The organism is Bordetella muralis (assembly GCF_965139205.1).
Classification (GTDB): Bacteria; Pseudomonadota; Gammaproteobacteria; order Burkholderiales; family Burkholderiaceae_B; genus Bordetella_A; species Bordetella_A muralis.
The window spans coordinates 47,959-64,067 of the sequence record NZ_CBCSIU010000013.1; the positions used below are offsets into that span (position 1 = coordinate 47,959).

Here is a 16,109-nt window from a genome sequence, read left to right on the forward strand (position 1 = left end):
AAATCAGCGCTTGCCGTCCAACGCGGCCCGCACGACAAAGGTCATCACCACCGCAAACACCAGCATGATGGCCAGAAAATACAAACCGCCCGAGGTGCTGCCGGTAGCGTCCTTGATATAGCCGACACCGAACGGGCCGATATATCCGCCCAGATTCGCCAGCGAATTGATCATCGCAATACCCACCGCGGCGCTGCTGCCAGTGAGAAACTGCCCAGGCAACGCCCAGACCACGGCCTGGATAGAGTAAATGGAAAACGCGGTCAGGCAAATAAAGAAAAACTGCAGCGCCGGCGACGTAAACCAGGCGCTGGCGGCCAAGGTAATCGCCGCAGCCCCTGACACGATAGCGATATGCCAATAGCGCTCGCCGTGCTTGTCCGAATGCCGAGGCACAATGAGCAGGCCCACCACCGCGAACAAATAAGGCACCGCAGACAAGAACCCCGTCATCGAGTCGGTCACACCGAACTGTTTGATGATAGTCGGCAACCACATCGACAGACCGTAAATCGCCAGCGGAAACGGCAGGAACAGCAATGCCAGCATCAGCACGCGTTTATCGGCCAACGCCTTGAGGGGATTGCCATGTGATTTCAATGCATGCGTAGAGGCATCGGCAGCCAGCTCGCGTTCGATCCAGGCGCGATCATCCGCGCTCAACCACTTCGCCGTCGCAGGCGACTCCGGCAAAATGCGCAGAGTCGGTAAGCACAGCAATACCGCCGGCAGGCCGCTCACCACAAACAGCGTCTGCCAAGGCGAGAGCCCAAACCATCCACTCCCGTCCAATAACAAGCCCGCCATCGGCCCGGTCACGATCAAGGCAATCGGCTGGGCCAGCACCAATAGTCCAATGATGCGCGCCCGGTGGCGCAACGGAAACCATTTGGTCAGAAAATACAGGATGCCGGGGTACAACCCCGCTTCAGCCGCACCCAGCAAAAACCGCGCGATATAAAACGTCGTGGCGTTATGGATCAACGCCATGGCCATCGTAATCGCGCCCCACGTAAACAAAATACGCGCAAACCACCGACGCGCGCCAAAGCGCTCCAGCGCCAGATTGCTGGGGACTTCAAACAAGAAATAACCGATGAAAAACAATCCCGCGCCAATGCCATAGGCGGTTTCGCTGATGCCGATGTCGGCATTCATATGCAGCTTGGCAAAGCCCACCACAGCGCGATCGATATACGCCACGATATAGATCAACGCCAAAAAAGGCAGCAGCTTGCGCACGAGCATGCCGATGATGCGTGACTCTTCTCCTTGCTCGGCGGTGGCGGGCGCGGCCAACTGGCCGCTGGATGCGACAGTAGTCATTATTGGTCTCCGTTTTAATTTCTGTACAGAATGACGACTCAGCGCTACGCGAACCCTGCAACAAAGGGCTCGGCACGAATCGTCATCCTGGTCTTGATGTCAATGCGAATGGCGCGGCACTGCCGACCCTCGGCGACCGACGAGAAAGTCCAGATCGCAACCTTCGTCGGCCTGCAGCACGTGATCGACGTAGAGACGCCGATAGCCGCCGTCGGCGGGAGCAGCATTCTTCTGCACGGTCGCCATGCGACACTGATACTCGTCTTCGGGAATATCGAGATGCAGGCGGCCAGCGTCGCTATCGAGCTCGATCCAGTCGCCGTCTTGCACAATGGCAAGCGGTCCGCCGGCTGCCGCCTCGGGCGCCACATGCAGCACGACCGTGCCATATGCCGTGCCGCTCATACGCGCATCGGAAATGCGCACCATATCCTTGATGCCCTGGCGCAGCAGCTTGGGGGGGAGTCCCATATTGCCGACCTCGGCCATGCCCGGATAACCACGCGGACCGCAATTTTTCATGACCAGGACCGAGTCGGCATCGACGTCCAGGTCCTCGTCGACGATGCGCTCTTTGTAGTGTTCCAGATTCTCGAACACCACGGCCCGGCCACGATGCTTGAGCAACGCGGGCGTTGCCGCCGAGGGCTTGAGCACCGCGCCGCGAGGCGACAGATTGCCGCGCAGAATACGAATGCTGCCATCGTTGATCAGCGGGTTATCCAGCGGACGAATCACCTCGTCATCGTAGATGGGCGCGTCTTTGACGTTGTCCCAGATCGTATGGCCATTGACAGTGAGCGCCTGCGGATGCGGCAACAACCCGGCCTCGCCCATGCGGCGCAGCACGGCAGGCAAGCCGCCGGCATAGTAGAACTCTTCCATCAGGAAACGCCCCGAGGGCATCAGGTCGACAATCGTCGGCATGCCCTGCCCCACGCGCGTCCAGTCTTCCAACTCCAACGGCACGCCAATGCGGCCCGCGATGGCCTTCAGATGGATGACGGCATTGGTCGAACCGCCGATTGCCGCATTCGTGCGAATCGCGTTTTCAAACGCTTCGCGCGTGAGAATTTTCGACAGCGTCAGGCCTTCCAACGCCATCTCGACAATGCGCCGGCCCGACATATGCGCCAGCACGTAGCGACGTGAATCCACCGCAGGAATCGCCGCATTGTGCGGCAAGCTCACGCCCAGCGATTCCGCCATACATGCCATCGTCGATGCCGTACCCATGGTGTTGCAGGTACCCGCCGAACGCGACATCCCTGCCTCGGCCGACAAGAACTTGTGCAGATCGATCTCGCCGGCCTTGAGCGACTCGTGCAACTGCCACACCGCCGTACCCGAACCGATATTCTTGCCATCCAGTTTGCCGTTGAGCATCGGACCGCCTGTCACCACCATAGCTGGCACATCACAGCTCGCTGCGCCCATCAGCAACGCAGGCGTCGTCTTGTCACAGCCGCACAGCAACACCACCGCGTCGATCGGATTGCCGCGTATCGCTTCCTCCACGTCCATCGCCGCCAGGTTACGCGTCAGCATCGCGGTGGGGCGCAAATTGGATTCCCCAGTGGAGAACACCGGAAACTCGACCGGAAAACCTCCCGCCTCGTACACGCCGCGCTTGACGTGTTCGGCGATCTTGCGGAAATGCGCATTACAGGGGGTCAGCTCGGACCAGGTATTACAGATGCCGATGACCGGACGCCCATCGAACGCATGATCCGGCAGCCCTTGGTTCTTCATCCAACTGCGGTACATAAAGCCGTTTTTATCGTTGGTGCCGAACCATTCGGCAGAACGCAGCTTGGGCTTGGATTTGTCGGTCATATTGTGTCTCTTCCGGGAATCGCTATGCCGTCGTCGCGGCAGGAAGCGCTAATGTAGATACTTTTTTGTTATCGTTCTAATGAAAATACAGCCGCTTTCGATATCAATTTACATATTCTCGAAAACCCTATGCTCAACCCCCAGCCCTGGTATATCCGCTCGCGGCTGAAGACACGCCATCTGCTGTTGCTCGTCGCGCTGGCGGAAACGGGCAACATCCACCGCGCAGCCGCCGCGCTATCCATGACACAGCCCGCAGCCTCCAAGATGCTGCGAGAAATGGAGCACATGCTGGATGTCCCCTTGTTCGAGCGCTTGCCACGCGGCGTACGGCCCACGGAATATGGGCAGGCGCTGATTCGCCATGCACGGCTGTTGGTTGAAAGTCTCGATCAGGCGCGCGATGAAATTGCCCATCTCAAGGACGGACAAGCGGGCCACATCCGTATCGGCGCCATTACCTCGCCCGCGGTCAGTCTGCTGCCCGCGGCGATTGCCGAGATCAAACAACAATGGCCACGGATGACCATCGCTGTTGAAGTCGAAAGCAGCAATTTGCTGCTGGAACGCCTGGCCCAGGAGCGGCTGGACCTGGTTATCGGACGCCTATCGCCCGAACACGACAAGCTGGCGCTGAATTTCGAGCCCTTGGATTTCGAGCCAGTCAACGCCGTCGCGCGCCTCGGCCATCCCCTGTTGCAACAGCCTGAGCTCTCATTGGAACAGGTCGCTGACGCAAGCTGGATCGTGCCACCCATGGGCTCGGTGCTGCGCCACCGTTTCGAATTGATGTTCCAGCACGCCAGCCTGCGGCCCCCGACGAGCGTCGTGGAAAGCCAGGCCCTGCTGTTCATCACCAGCCTGCTCGAACGCAGCGACATGCTGGCTGTCCTGACTATCGACGTGGCCAGGTACTACTCGGCATGCGGTCTGGTCGCGACCTTGCCGCTGCCGATGCCCTGCCAGATGGACGACTACGGTCTCATCACCCGTAACGACCGTCTGCTATCACCGGCGACAGCACGTTTGCTGGAGATACTGCGCGCCCGTGCTGGCGCTCGGACGGAGTCGCCGCGGCATGCTGCGCCTGCTATTGCGGCCGCACCACCAACGTAGACACCTGTACATCCACCGCCGTCATCAACTTGTGCACCGGGCATTTCTCTGCCACGGAATGCAGCTCGTCGATCTGGGCATCGCTGAGTTCGCCGTGCAGCGTGAGCTTGGCGGTCAGGCGATACACCCCCTTGCGCTCCTCCGATGCGTCCCGCACGACGTCGACATCGATGGACTCCAGAGGCATTTCCTTGCGCTGGGCGTACCACAGCACTGTCAGCGCCTTGCATCCCCCCAGAGCCGTGTCGAAATAATCATGCGGATCAGGGCCGTCGCCTTGCGGTTGAGGCATGGCCAACGGCAGCGAGTGGCCTTCGGCCATCGCTGTGAATTCCATGGTACGTGGGGCATTCTGGCGGACGCGAATGGTCATTTTTTGCTCCGAAAAGCCTCGGTATTCATACCGGGCAGAAAAGGGACGCAGCCGCAATGCGGCGGGACAGGTTTGATTTGCAGTGCGTTCGCGCACCGGCGGACGTTATGCGACGGGCCTTCTTGCTATTTGTAGCATTTTCCGACGACGTTCCCCCAGAGATACCGCGTAATCTTGCATCCTGACAGAAAACTGAACTTCCTGGCCCCCAGGCAGTCAGATATTGTTCCGCATTCTCGACAGGAGCCCGCCTTTCATGAGCGCCCGCCAGCTTTTAGAACAACTTCTGCAATCCGGCCAGGGTCTGGCCCGTGATGCCAGCGCACGAGTGCAATCCGCCACCTCTGGCGGCGGCAACACGTCGTCCTTTCTGACCGGACTGGGCGGCGGCGCCTTGGGCGCTGGTGCGTTGGGCCTGCTGCTAGGCAGCAAAAAGGCCCGCAAGGTGGGCGGCAAAGTCGCCATGTACGGCGGCATGGCAGCCCTGGGCGCGCTGGCTTATCGCGCATACGGTGATTGGCAGAAAAAGCAGGCTCAGCAGCCCGCATCGGCGCCGGCTGCAGCAACGACGCCCGCGCTGACGGCCGAGTCCTTCCAGAGCCTGCCCGCGAGCCAGCTCGAGCAGCACAGCTCAGCCGTGCTGACGGCCATGATCGGCGCGGCCAAGGCCGACGGCCACATCGGCCCCGAAGAACGTCAGCTACTGGAAACAGAACTCGGCAAGCTGTCCACAGACGCAGCCGACCGCCGGTGGCTGGAGGCTGAACTGGCCCGGCCGCTCGACCCCAGCGCCATTGCCGCCGCCGCCCAAAGCCCCGAGATGGGCGCGGAAATGTACCTGGCCAGCCTCATCATGGTCGACGAAGAAAGCTACATGGAACGCGCCTACCTGGACGAACTGGCACGCCAACTCAAGCTGGCGCCTGATTTGAAGGCACACCTGGAAAGCCAGGTGAAAACACCGGCGTAATGGCAGGGCCTCTCAGACAGGCCCTACAACATATCCGCAGAAGACAACGCCGGCGTCTCGGCCAGACGCTGGCTGATCGCCCGGCAGGCCTGCAGCAGCGGCGCGACATAAGCCGTCCCGGGGTCGGGTTTTTGGCGAAAGCGCAGCGTACTGACGCTGATCGCCGCGACCGGCATACCGTCACGGCCAAAAATCGGCGCGCCAAAACAATAAATGCCCGCCTCGTTTTCCTCGTCGTCCACCGCCCAGCCACGCTGACGGACCTGCTCCAGCACCCCACGCAAGGCCTTGAGGTCTTTCACCGTGTTCGGCATATAGTGCGGCAACGGCTGCGGCAATGTCTCTAACACGGCTTGCTGCGACGCTCTGTCCAGCATCGCCAGATAAGCCTTGCCCACCGCCGTCGAATGCAAGGAAACGTTGGTCCCGATGCGCGAGTTCATCTGCACGGCGCTCGGACTTTCGAGCTTTTCGATGTAGACCATGTGCTGGCCATTGGGCACCGCCAGATGGACGGTCTCACCCGTCACATCGCGTAGCTGCTTGAGCGCCTCGACAGCCGCCAAACGCAACTCCGAACGCCCCCAGCTGCGGCTGGCCAACTGAATCAAACGTGGCCCCAGCGTCAATTTTCCCGTATGGGGATGCTCGGCCAACAAACGTTCGGCCAGCAAAGCGGCCACGGTGCGGTACACCGTAGGACGCGGATAACCGCTCAGCTTGCTGAGCTCTGCAATGGTCATCGGATCCGACGTGTCCGCCACCAGCTGCAATATATGCATGAACTTTGAGAATGCAGCAGTCCCTGCGACCTGGGCGGTGGGAGGAGACGCGACGGACGTAGAGGCTGGCATGGCAATCAATGATGGCGAATCGAAACATGGCGAAGTGTGGGCGGCCACACAAGGAGACGCCCACACTGTCTGCGTATTGTACGGAGCCCGTCAGACAAAGCCCAACACGCGGAACGCCTAGAAAGTGCCAGGATATGTACCGCCGTCGGCCAGCACGTTTTGCCCTGTCATGTAGCCCGCCTGCACGCTGCACAAAAACGCGCAGATCGAGCCGAACTCCTCGGCGTTGCCGAAACGTTTGGCAGGGATTCCGGCCAGCCGTGCGGCGCGCAACGCATCGACCTCTTTGCCGGTCTTGGAGGCCGCAGCGGCCATCGTCGCCTTCAGGCGATCCGTCTCGAATGCTCCGGGCAGCAAATTATTGATCGTCACGCCGTGGGCCGCGATGCCGCTGCGCGCCACACCCGCCACGAAACCGGTCAACCCGGTGCGCGCGCCATTGGACAAGCCCAGCACATCGATCGGCGCCTTTACCGCACTGGACGTAATGTTCACGATACGCCCAAAGCCACGTTCGGCCATGCCGTCCACCGTGGCCTTGATCAACTCAATCGGCGTCAGCATGTTGGCCTCGACGGCCTTGAGCCACTGCTCGCGATCCCATTCGCGAAAATCACCGGGAGGCGGGCCGCCCGCATTCGTCACGACGATATCGTAATCGCGGTGCTCGGCAAACACAGCGTCGCGACCCTGCGGCGTCGTGATATCGACGGCCACGGCTTTGACAAAGGTGTCAGCATTCGAACGAGCCTGCAGCAACTGCTGCTGTGCCGCATTCAGCGCCTCTGCGCCGCGCGCGACGATCACCACATTCACGCCTTCGCGCACCAGCGCCAACGCGCAGCCGTAGCCCAGGCCCTTGCTTGCCCCGCCCACCAGGGCAGTCCTGCCCGCGATTCCTAAATCCATCCTTGATTCCTCGTCTAAAAAGCCACGCTACGCCTTCGGCGTGCTGACCCCAAAGGGAAACACGCCGCACACAACGCTTACGGCTTCATGTTGAATTTTTCGATCAGAGCCTTAAAGGTAGCATTGTCGCGCTCGATCTGTGCGGTAAACACTTTCTGGTCCTCGACGACATAGCCCAGATTCTGTTCATCCATAAATTTCTTCAGGCTGTCTTCCGCTGCCGCTTTGCGAAAAGCTTCGCCCAGTGTATCCAGCACAGGCTGAGGCGTGCCCTTCGGCGCGGCGATGCCTCGCCATGTACCGATAGACAGATCGATGTTGCGCTCTTTCAGCGTCGGTACATTCTCAAAGCCTTTGACTCGTTGATCCGCCATCACAGCCAGCGTCTTTAGTTTTCCGGCTTTCACGTATTGGATGACCTCTGCGGGACTGACTGCCACCGCATCAATATGGCCTCCCAGCAGCGCCAATACAGCGGGGTTTCCGCCTGTGAACGGGATGTGATTGAACTTCACGCCGGTCTTGTCCTCGAGCGCCGCCGCAGCCAAATGCCAGATGGAGCCCACTCCCGCATTGCCCAGTTGCATCGTCTCAGGCTTGGCGCGGGCGGCCTCCAGAAACTCTTCGATCGTGTTGTACGGTGAATCGGCCGCTACCGTGATCGCCGACGGATCTGCATTGAGCTGAATGATCGGCGTAAAGCTTTCGTGCGTCGTCTTGGTCAACCCCAAATGCGGAATGATCACCATATCCGCCGTCACCAGGGCCAGCTTGTAGCCGTCCGGGGCGCTCCTGGCGACATCCGTCAGGCCGATTCCGCCTGCCGCGCCCGGCTTGTTCAGTATCACGATAGGCTGGGGAAAATGCTTGCGCGACGCATCGCTCATGGCGCGCGCCAACGCGTCCGTGCCACCGCCTGCGGCAAACGGCACCACCAGTTCCACCGGCCGGCTCGGAAAACTCTGCGCCTGTGCTGCAGGAATGGCGGCAATTGCCGCCATGGCGCCCAACAGCGCAGACACCATGCAGCGATTGAATGCACGACGCTTCATCTATCTCTCTCCATATTAAATTTGACCACATTATGGTCATAGTGTTTATTTTATGGACAGATTATAGGCAGCTTCACCACACTGACGAGATCCGGGCTTACCCTAGCGGGAGTATGTGCAGCAAAAGACACATCGCGCCTATCATGAAAAACGCCGATCCATTTAGCCTGGAGTCACACAGAAATGACGCAAGCCTATAGCGACGCAGAACGCCAGACCCGCATCGATCTCGCCGCCTGTTATCGATTGATGCCGCTGTTCGGGATGAGCGACCTGATCTACAACCACATCACCGTGCGCATCCCGGGCACGGACGACGAAATCCTGATCAACCCCTATGGCTACATGTACGAGGAGATCACCGCGTCGAGCCTGATCAAAATCAATGTTCAAGGTGAGGTCCTAGACAATCCGCACACAGACCTCGGGCTGAATCAGGCAGGCTACGTCATCCACAGCGCAGTCCATGGCGCACGCCACGATGTAGGCTGCGTGATTCACACGCATTCGCGTGCCGGCATGGCCGTCTCATGTATGAAAGAGGGATTACTGCCCCTGACGCAAACGGCGATGCGATTCAAGGACATCGCCTATCACGACTACGAAAGCGTCGCCATCGATCTGGATGAGCGCGCCCGATTGGTCGCCGATCTGGGTAAACAGGACGCCATGATCCTGCGCAATCATGGGCTCTTGGTCGCATCCCCCAGCATCGCCGAGGCATTCAATGCCATGTACTGGCTGGAGATGGCTTGCCGCGCGCAAGTCGACGCCATGTGCTCTGGTGCCGCCCTGACGATGCCGCCACAGGCCGTCATTGATAGAACCCATCATCTTTATCAGCCGACCGTCCGCCGGCCATTCGGCTTGATGGAATGGCCAGCCATGCTGCGCTATCTGGACAGGCGTAATCCGGGTTATCAGGACTGAAGCCGCGTGCGCGGCATGCCATACGCGCTGCGACGCAACGGCAAGACCACGCATATGACAAGCCCCGAACAGCATGCGGCCATGCTCAGAAAACAAGCGCGGCAGTGTGGCATCTCCTTACCCACCCTCGTAACAACCGATCTAGACATGGCCCGCATCAACTACGGCTTGCACCTTCCGTGGCCGATGCGGGGCAATGAACAATCAGTGGCTGATCATCCAGGGTCTCGCCCCCTGGAACGTCTTGCCGCCATCGGCCGTACGCCGGGTTTTGCCGGGACGAGACCGCGTTGCGCAGCATCCGCAGTTCATTCCGTGCCCCGAACGCGTACTGCGCGGCGCATCGGCGCTCTTCTCGTTTATCGCATGCGCGCGGCGTACGGCCTCAGATAGCGTGGACAACGCTGGCGCGTTGCCCACCACTCGTGGCGCGGAACATCCGCATTCCGGGCAGGCAGCGGGCGCCCTGAATTCCGACAGAGGCTTGAGCGCGTCAAACGGCCCGCAGGCCTCGCAACAATACTCATACATAGGCATGGAACGACCTCGACTCAAAGATCGTACGACACAGGCATATCGACATCCCCCTTGATATGCTTGATCGGGCCGTCGGCGCCAGGCTGGATATCAAAATCGAAAATCTCAGTGGGCAGCCACAGGGTCGCGCAGGCATTAGGAATATCGACCACCCCACTGATATGGCCCTGCACCGGCGCTGTCCCTAATATGGAATACGCTTGCGCCCCGGAATAACCAAATTTCTTCAGATATTCAATCGCGTTCAAGCATGCCTGCCGATAAGCGATATGCACATCCAGATAGTGCTGCTTGCCTTGCTCGTCGACCGAGATCCCCTCAAAAATCAGATAATCCTTGTAGTTGGGCACGATCGGGCTGGGTTTGAAGATCGGATTCTTGATGCCGTACTTGGTCATTCCCTGTTTGATCACCGACACCCGCATATGCACCCAGCCGGCCATTTCAATGGCACCGCAGAACGTGATCTCGCCATCTCCTTGTGAAAAATGCAGATCGCCGACCGACAGGCCGCCGCCTTTCACATACACAGGAAAAAAGACCCGCGAACCGCGCGACAGATCCTTGATATCGCAATTGCCGCCGTGCTCGCGCGGCGGCACCGTGCGCGCACCCTCGGCGGCCGCTTTATCCCGCGCCGCGCCCGACAACTTGCCCATATGAGCCGTCTGGGCAAACGGCGGATTGGCCAACGGCGGGACACGCGCCGGCTCGGTATCAATCAAGCTTTGCTCGCGCCGATTCCATTCGTCCAACATCGCCTGATCAGGCAGGCAACCGATCAATCCGGGGTGAATCAGGCCGGCGTAGCGCACACCAGGAATGTGGCGCGACTTCGTGAACATCCCCTCGAAATCCCAGATCGATTTCTGCGCATGGGGAAAATGATCCGTCAGGAATCCGCCGCCATTCTGCTTGCTGAAGAATCCGTTAAAACCCCACAAGCTTTCTTGTTTGGCGCCGATATCGAGCAAATCGACCACCAGCAGATCGCCGGGTTCCGCGCCCTCGACACCGACTGGCCCAGACAGAAAGTGCACGGTGCTCAGATCCACATCACGTACGTCGTCGGCGCTGTCATCGTTCTTGATGGCGCCGCCCGTCCAATCATAGGTCTCCAGCACAAAATCGTCCCCCGGCTTGACCCACACTGCGATCGGAATATCCGGATGCCAGCGATTGTGTACTTGTTCGTTCTCGTAGGGCGATTGGCTCAAATCGACTTTGATCAAAGTTTCTGCCATGGAAGTCTCCTTGGAAAGGCGGGAACAGACGCTGCAGCGACAGCGAAACGGGATCGGGTGAGAAATCAGACGGACAAATATTTGCTGATGCTTTGTTCATCGACCTCGGCGCGCGTGCTTTCCAACACAAAGCGGCCACGATCGATCACGATCAAACGATCGGCAATCTGCAAGGTGAAACTGAGGACTTGCTCGGAAACAATGATCGCCAGATTTTTCATCGATCTGATTTCCAGCAAACTTCGGGCAATGTCCTTGATGATCGACGGCTGGATTCCTTCGGTGGGCTCGTCCAACATCAGGACTTTGGGCTGCGTGACCAAGGCGCGTGCAATCGCCAACTGTTGTTGTTGCCCGCCGGACAGATCGCCGCCGCGGCGGCGNCGCATCTCGTGCAACACCGGAAACAAGGCATAGATCTCGTCGGGGATAGGGTCTGCCAATGCACGGCCGCGCAGCCCGGTGCGAATGTTTTCTTCCACAGTCAGCGTCGGGAAAATCATGCGTCCCTGGGGCACATAGGCGATGCCACGTCGCACGCGTTTGAAACTCTCCAATCCCGAAACACGCTGACCGTCAATGGAAATATCCCCGCCCTGAGCGGGCAACATGCCGACCAGCGTCTTGAACAAAGTCGTCTTGCCCATGCCGTTGCGCCCCATGATGGCCAGGATCTCCCCTTGAGCCACATTCAGATCCACACCATGCACGACACGACTCTGGCCATAACCCGCTTGCAGTCCTTTCACTTCGAACATTGCGAACCCCTCTCGCCGCGCCACACTCAGTGACCCAGATAGACTTCGATGACGCGAGGATCATTCTGCACATGATCCATCGACCCTTCCGCCAGTACCTTTCCCTGATGCAGTACCGTGACCTTGTCGGCGATATGCCGCGCAAACTCCATATCGTGTTCAATGACGATCATCGACCGGTCTTTGCCGATGCGATTCAATAGTTCAGCGGTCTTTTCCCGCTCCGACACACTCATCCCGGCAACAGGTTCATCCAGCATCATGAGTTCGGGTGCCTGCATCAGCAACATGCCGATCTCCAGCCACTGCTTTTGCCCATGCGACAGCAATTCCGCGGGGCGATGCAGATGCGTCGACAGGAATATCTGTTCGGCGACTTCTTCTACGCACGCTACGACATCGGCAGTCAATCTGAATGCCAGGGCGCCCAGCACCGTACGGCCACGAGGAAAGGAAACCTCCAGATTCTCGCGGACCGTGAGCGTTTCATAGATCGAGGGAGTTTGAAACTTCCGGCCGACGCCTGCCCGCACGATCTTGTGCTCGCTCATCGTAGTCAGCTCGATATCCTTGAATCGAATCGATCCCGAGGTCGCCTTCGTTCGCCCGCAGATCAGGTCCAACACGGTCGTCTTGCCGGCACCGTTCGGGCCTATCACCACGCGCGTCTCGCCCTTTTCCACATATAAATTCAAGTCATTGACCGCGACGAAACCATTGAACGCCACGGTCAGCCCCTCTACGTACAGGGCAAACTCATTCTTGCCTTCGGGCAGCGCACCAATCATCGGCATAGTCATAGCGCCTCCCGGACAACACGACCGCGACGCAACGCGAGCCTGGGCCGTACATAGTCTTTGTAAATACCAGCCAGGCCGTTCGGAAATGCCATCACCACCGCGATGAACAATCCGCCCATCAAGAACAACCAGACCTCGGGAAAGGTTTCCGAAAAATAGCTTTTGCCAAAATTCACGATCAAAGTGCCATACACCGCACCCAACAACGACAGGCGTCCTCCCACCGCGGCAAAGATCACCATCTCGATCGAAGGCACAATACCCACAAAAGACGGCGACATGAACCCGACCTGCAAGGTGAACATGGCCCCGCCAATTGCCGAGAAAATCGCCGCCACGACAAAGATGAACACTTTGAAATTCGCCACGTCATAGCCGGAAAACCGTACGCGCTCTTCCTTGTCGCGCATGGCCATCAACAATTTTCCGAGCTTGGAGGACAGCAGGAATTTTCCGAACAGGATGCAGCCGAACAACAGCGCGCCATTGATGAAGTACAGCAACACACGTGCACTGTCGCTACGGATATCCCAACCTAACAAGGTCTTGAGATCGGTAATGCCATTGACTCCGCCGGTGTACCCCTGCTGTCCGATGATCAGCACTGAGAGGATCAACGCCACTGCTTGCGTCACAATGGCAAAGTACACCTCTCCCACACGACGCTTGAACATCGCCGCGCCCAGAACCAGGGCCAGCAAAGCCGGAATCAATGGAATTGCCACCAAGGTAAAGGTAAAGCTTTTGAATGGTTCCCAGAACAGCGGCAAGGCCGTCAACTGGTTCCAATCCATGAAATCCGGAATTCCGGGCGTAGACTGGATCGCCGTAGCCTGTGGCGTAGACGCCTCCAGCTTCAGGAACATGGCCATGCAATAGCCCCCGAGCCCAAAGAACACGCCCTGCCCGAGGCTAAGAATGCCGCCATATCCCCAGCACATGACCAGGCCGATGGCCACAAAGGCATAAGACAGATACTTGCCCACCAGATTCAAGCGAAAGACATCCAGCGCCAACGGAAACACGACAAAGACAAGAGCGGCCAGTATCCCCAAGCCGATCATGCCTTCGCGCGCGCCCAGCACATTCTTGTAGAAACTCGACATCGCCAGGCTCCTTATTTACGCGTTTTGATGGAGAACAGCCCTTGTGGACGCAGCATCAGGATGATGACAATGCCCGTGAGGGTCAGAACCTTGGCCATGGAGCCCGTCATAAAGAACTCTGACACCGACTGCGTCTGAGCAATCAGAAACGCCGAAGCGACCGTTCCCAGCAAACTGGCTGCGCCACCAAAGACCACAGTCAAAAACGTATCGACGATGTACAGCGATCCGCTCGTAGGGCCCGTCGCGCCGATGGTGGTAAACGCAGCGCCCGCGACTCCGGCAATCCCGCATCCCAATGCAAAAGTCACGCGATCGACACGGCGAGTGTCTATGCCCACCGCCCCGCTCATCGCGCGATTCTGCACGGTGGCGCGCACGTGCAGTCCCCACGTGGAACGAAACAAGGCCAAAATCAGACTGGCCGTCATCAGGAACGTCAGCACCATGACAAACAGTCCGTTGATGGGGATGTCCACTCCCTCCATGGGCTGCCAAGAACCCATCAGCCATTCCGGCATCTCCGGGCTGACCTCGCGCGGTCCGAAAATCGAGCGCAGCGACTGCTGCATGATCAAGGACAGCCCCCAGGTCGCCAGCAACGTATCCAACGGCCGTCGATACAAGTGGCGAATCATGGCCCATTCGACCAGCCACCCCAATGCAAACGCCACCACAAAAGCCGCCACCACCGCGAACAGAAAATAATAGGGCGTGAAGGCGGGCGCATAGGTCTGCACCAGCGTGGCCGACAAATAGGTGGTGTACGCCCCCACGGCGAGGAATTCGCCGTGGGCCATATTGATCACGCCCATTTGCCCGAAAATCAGGGCCAGTCCCAACGCCATCAGCAACAACACGCTGAATACAGACAGGCCATTGAATCCCTGCATCAACAGGATGGCGCCAAACTCGGATAAGGATTCCATACCGCAGCCTTCAAAGCGATTTGGGGCAAACCCCGGGGGCTGGCCCGGGGCACTCGGCGTGACAACGTGTCAGGCAACTGCTTATTGATAACCCTTGGGAAAGGGATCGGGCTTGATCAACTCGGGGGTTTCATAGACCACGTCGAACTGCCCATCGCGCCTGATCTTGCCCACACGGGTCTTGCTCCACAGGTGGTGGTTCGGATCGATCTTGACGTAGCCTTCCGGCGCTTCTTTGTATTCCAGGTCAGGCGAGGCAGCCACGACCTTGTCCACATCGAAACTGCCAGCTTTCTCGACCGCCATTTTCCACAGCCAAGGTCCGAGATACGCCGCCTGCGTCACATCCCCGATCACGGCATTCGCGCCGTATTTGGCCTTGAAGGCTTCGACGAATTTCTTGTTGTTCGGATTGTCCAGGCTTTGGAAATACTTCATGCACGAGTAAAAGCCCTCGGCATTCTCGCCACCGATACCCAGCAATTCGTCCTCAGTCACCGAGATGGTCAACAAGGTCTGCTTGGCCGCAGTCACCCCTGCCGCCTTGAGTTGCTTATAGAACGACACGTTGCTGCCGCCGACCACAATGGCATAGATCACATCCGGCTTCTTGAGCTTGATCTTGTTGATCAGCGAGCCGAACTGCGTATGGCCCAACGGATAGTAGTCTTCGCCTACGACCTCGCCCTTGAGCACGTTCTCGATGTGCTTGCGCGCGATCTTGTTGGACGTCCTCGGCCAGATGTAGTCCGAGCCGATCAGGTAGAACGTCTTGGCTTTGGTTTCGCGATTGATCCAATCCAGCCCCGACAAGATCTGTTGCGTTGCCTCTTGTCCTGTGTAGAAGACGTTTTTGGATTGCTCCAACCCTTCGTAGAACGTGGGGTAATAGAGCAGGCCGTTTTCTTTCTCGAACACCGGCAGCACCGCTTTACGCGAGGCCGAGGTCCAGCAGCCAAACACGGTGGCGACCTTGTCGCTGACCAGCAGCTTGCGTGCTTTTTCGGCGAATGTCGGCCAATCGGAGGCGCCGTCTTCCTGAATGACCTTGATCGTGCGTCCGAGCACGCCACCCATTGCATTGATCTGCTCGATGGCCAGACGCTCGGCCTGGATCGACCCCGTCTCGCTGATGGCCATCGTCCCTGTGGCAGAGTGCAGTTGCCCGACGATGACCTCTGTGTCGGTCACGGCCAGGCCCGTCGTGTTGACCGCGGCCGTCGCCGGCCCGGCGGCCCTGGACAGCACCGGCACGCCCATCAACGGCAGGGCAGCCATCGCCAACGCCATGCGTCGGCGGGCCGGGGAGATCAGATCATCGTTTAACTCAGGTTTGCGAGCCATCAATTGCTCCTAGCGGATGAATGCC

The 16,109-nt window shown here is 58.9% G+C and carries 16 protein-coding genes and 1 pseudogene; 3 read left to right on the forward strand and 14 right to left on the reverse strand.

Annotation, left to right across the window (positions count from 1 at the left end):
- Positions 1–3 precede the first annotated feature (3 nt).
- Both ACNA0I_RS17980 and ACNA0I_RS17985 read right to left on the reverse strand, forming a co-directional pair.
- A complete protein-coding gene (locus ACNA0I_RS17980) occupies positions 4–1,326 on the reverse strand; it encodes an MFS transporter (RefSeq protein WP_415807381.1) in 1,323 nt (440 codons plus the stop codon).
- 99 nt (positions 1,327–1,425) lie between these two features.
- On the reverse strand, positions 1,426–3,162 hold the full coding sequence (locus ACNA0I_RS17985) for an IlvD/Edd family dehydratase (RefSeq protein WP_415807382.1): 1,737 nt from the start codon (positions 3,160–3,162) through the stop codon (positions 1,426–1,428).
- A gap of 129 nt (positions 3,163–3,291) precedes the next feature.
- On the opposite strand from ACNA0I_RS17985, the gene ACNA0I_RS17990 reads away from it, so the two are divergent.
- Positions 3,292–4,278 (forward strand): LysR substrate-binding domain-containing protein, encoded by a 987-nt coding sequence (locus ACNA0I_RS17990; protein ID WP_415807383.1) that lies wholly within the window; start codon positions 3,292–3,294, stop codon positions 4,276–4,278.
- Here the strand turns inward: ACNA0I_RS17990 and ACNA0I_RS17995 are convergent.
- Positions 4,253–4,651 (reverse strand): OsmC family protein, encoded by a 399-nt coding sequence (locus tag ACNA0I_RS17995; RefSeq protein WP_415807385.1) that lies wholly within the window; start codon positions 4,649–4,651, stop codon positions 4,253–4,255. The genes ACNA0I_RS17990 and ACNA0I_RS17995 overlap by 26 nt on opposite strands.
- A gap of 256 nt (positions 4,652–4,907) precedes the next feature.
- On the opposite strand from ACNA0I_RS17995, the gene ACNA0I_RS18000 reads away from it, so the two are divergent.
- Positions 4,908–5,621, forward strand: a complete 714-nt coding sequence (locus ACNA0I_RS18000) for a tellurite resistance TerB family protein (protein WP_415807386.1) — start codon at positions 4,908–4,910, stop codon at positions 5,619–5,621.
- A gap of 23 nt (positions 5,622–5,644) precedes the next feature.
- Here the strand turns inward: ACNA0I_RS18000 and ACNA0I_RS18005 are convergent, their stop codons facing one another.
- From ACNA0I_RS18005 to ACNA0I_RS18015, 3 genes are all read right to left on the reverse strand, one after another.
- On the reverse strand, positions 5,645–6,475 hold the full coding sequence (locus ACNA0I_RS18005; RefSeq protein WP_415807387.1) for an IclR family transcriptional regulator: 831 nt from the start codon (positions 6,473–6,475) through the stop codon (positions 5,645–5,647).
- Positions 6,476–6,592: 117 nt separating this feature from the next.
- Entirely contained in the window at positions 6,593–7,384 is a 792-nt protein-coding gene (locus tag ACNA0I_RS18010; protein ID WP_415807388.1) for an SDR family oxidoreductase, read from the reverse strand.
- 77 nt (positions 7,385–7,461) lie between these two features.
- Complete coding sequence (locus ACNA0I_RS18015; protein WP_415807389.1) at positions 7,462–8,436, reverse strand: tripartite tricarboxylate transporter substrate binding protein; 975 nt, start codon at positions 8,434–8,436, stop codon at positions 7,462–7,464.
- A gap of 183 nt (positions 8,437–8,619) precedes the next feature.
- Between ACNA0I_RS18015 and ACNA0I_RS18020 the strand changes: the two genes are divergently transcribed.
- On the forward strand, positions 8,620–9,366 hold the full coding sequence (locus ACNA0I_RS18020; RefSeq protein WP_415807390.1) for a class II aldolase/adducin family protein: 747 nt from the start codon (positions 8,620–8,622) through the stop codon (positions 9,364–9,366).
- A gap of 204 nt (positions 9,367–9,570) precedes the next feature.
- Here ACNA0I_RS18020 and ACNA0I_RS18025 read toward each other — a convergent pair whose 3' ends face one another.
- The 8 genes and pseudogenes from ACNA0I_RS18025 to urtA form a co-directional block, all read right to left on the reverse strand.
- Positions 9,571–9,903 (reverse strand): zinc ribbon domain-containing protein, encoded by a 333-nt coding sequence (locus ACNA0I_RS18025; RefSeq protein WP_415807391.1) that lies wholly within the window; start codon positions 9,901–9,903, stop codon positions 9,571–9,573.
- Positions 9,904–9,917: 14 nt separating this feature from the next.
- Positions 9,918–11,147 carry a formamidase gene (gene fmdA, locus ACNA0I_RS18030; protein ID WP_415807392.1) on the reverse strand — a complete coding sequence of 410 codons (1,230 nt, stop codon included), beginning with the start codon at positions 11,145–11,147 and terminating at the stop codon, positions 9,918–9,920.
- Positions 11,148–11,212: 65 nt separating this feature from the next.
- The coding region (locus ACNA0I_RS18035; protein WP_415807393.1) for an ATP-binding cassette domain-containing protein at positions 11,213–11,530 on the reverse strand (318 nt) is incomplete at its 5' end.
- 1 nt (position 11,531) lies between these two features.
- Positions 11,532–11,905: pseudogene (locus ACNA0I_RS18040) on the reverse strand (ATP-binding cassette domain-containing protein); the annotation flags it as partial.
- Positions 11,906–11,931: 26 nt separating this feature from the next.
- Positions 11,932–12,699, reverse strand: a complete 768-nt coding sequence (gene urtD, locus ACNA0I_RS18045; RefSeq protein ID WP_415807472.1) for an urea ABC transporter ATP-binding protein UrtD — start codon at positions 12,697–12,699, stop codon at positions 11,932–11,934.
- A gap of 2 nt (positions 12,700–12,701) precedes the next feature.
- The gene (gene urtC / locus ACNA0I_RS18050; protein ID WP_415807394.1) at positions 12,702–13,811 is read right to left on the reverse strand and encodes an urea ABC transporter permease subunit UrtC; all 1,110 of its coding nucleotides are present in this window, start codon (positions 13,809–13,811) and stop codon (positions 12,702–12,704) included.
- Between the two features lie 11 nt (positions 13,812–13,822).
- Positions 13,823–14,740, reverse strand: a complete 918-nt coding sequence (gene urtB / locus ACNA0I_RS18055) for an urea ABC transporter permease subunit UrtB (RefSeq protein WP_415807396.1) — start codon at positions 14,738–14,740, stop codon at positions 13,823–13,825.
- An 81-nt stretch (positions 14,741–14,821) separates the two neighbouring features.
- A complete protein-coding gene (gene urtA, locus ACNA0I_RS18060; RefSeq protein WP_415807474.1) occupies positions 14,822–16,018 on the reverse strand; it encodes an urea ABC transporter substrate-binding protein in 1,197 nt (398 codons plus the stop codon).
- Positions 16,019–16,109 lie beyond the last annotated feature (91 nt).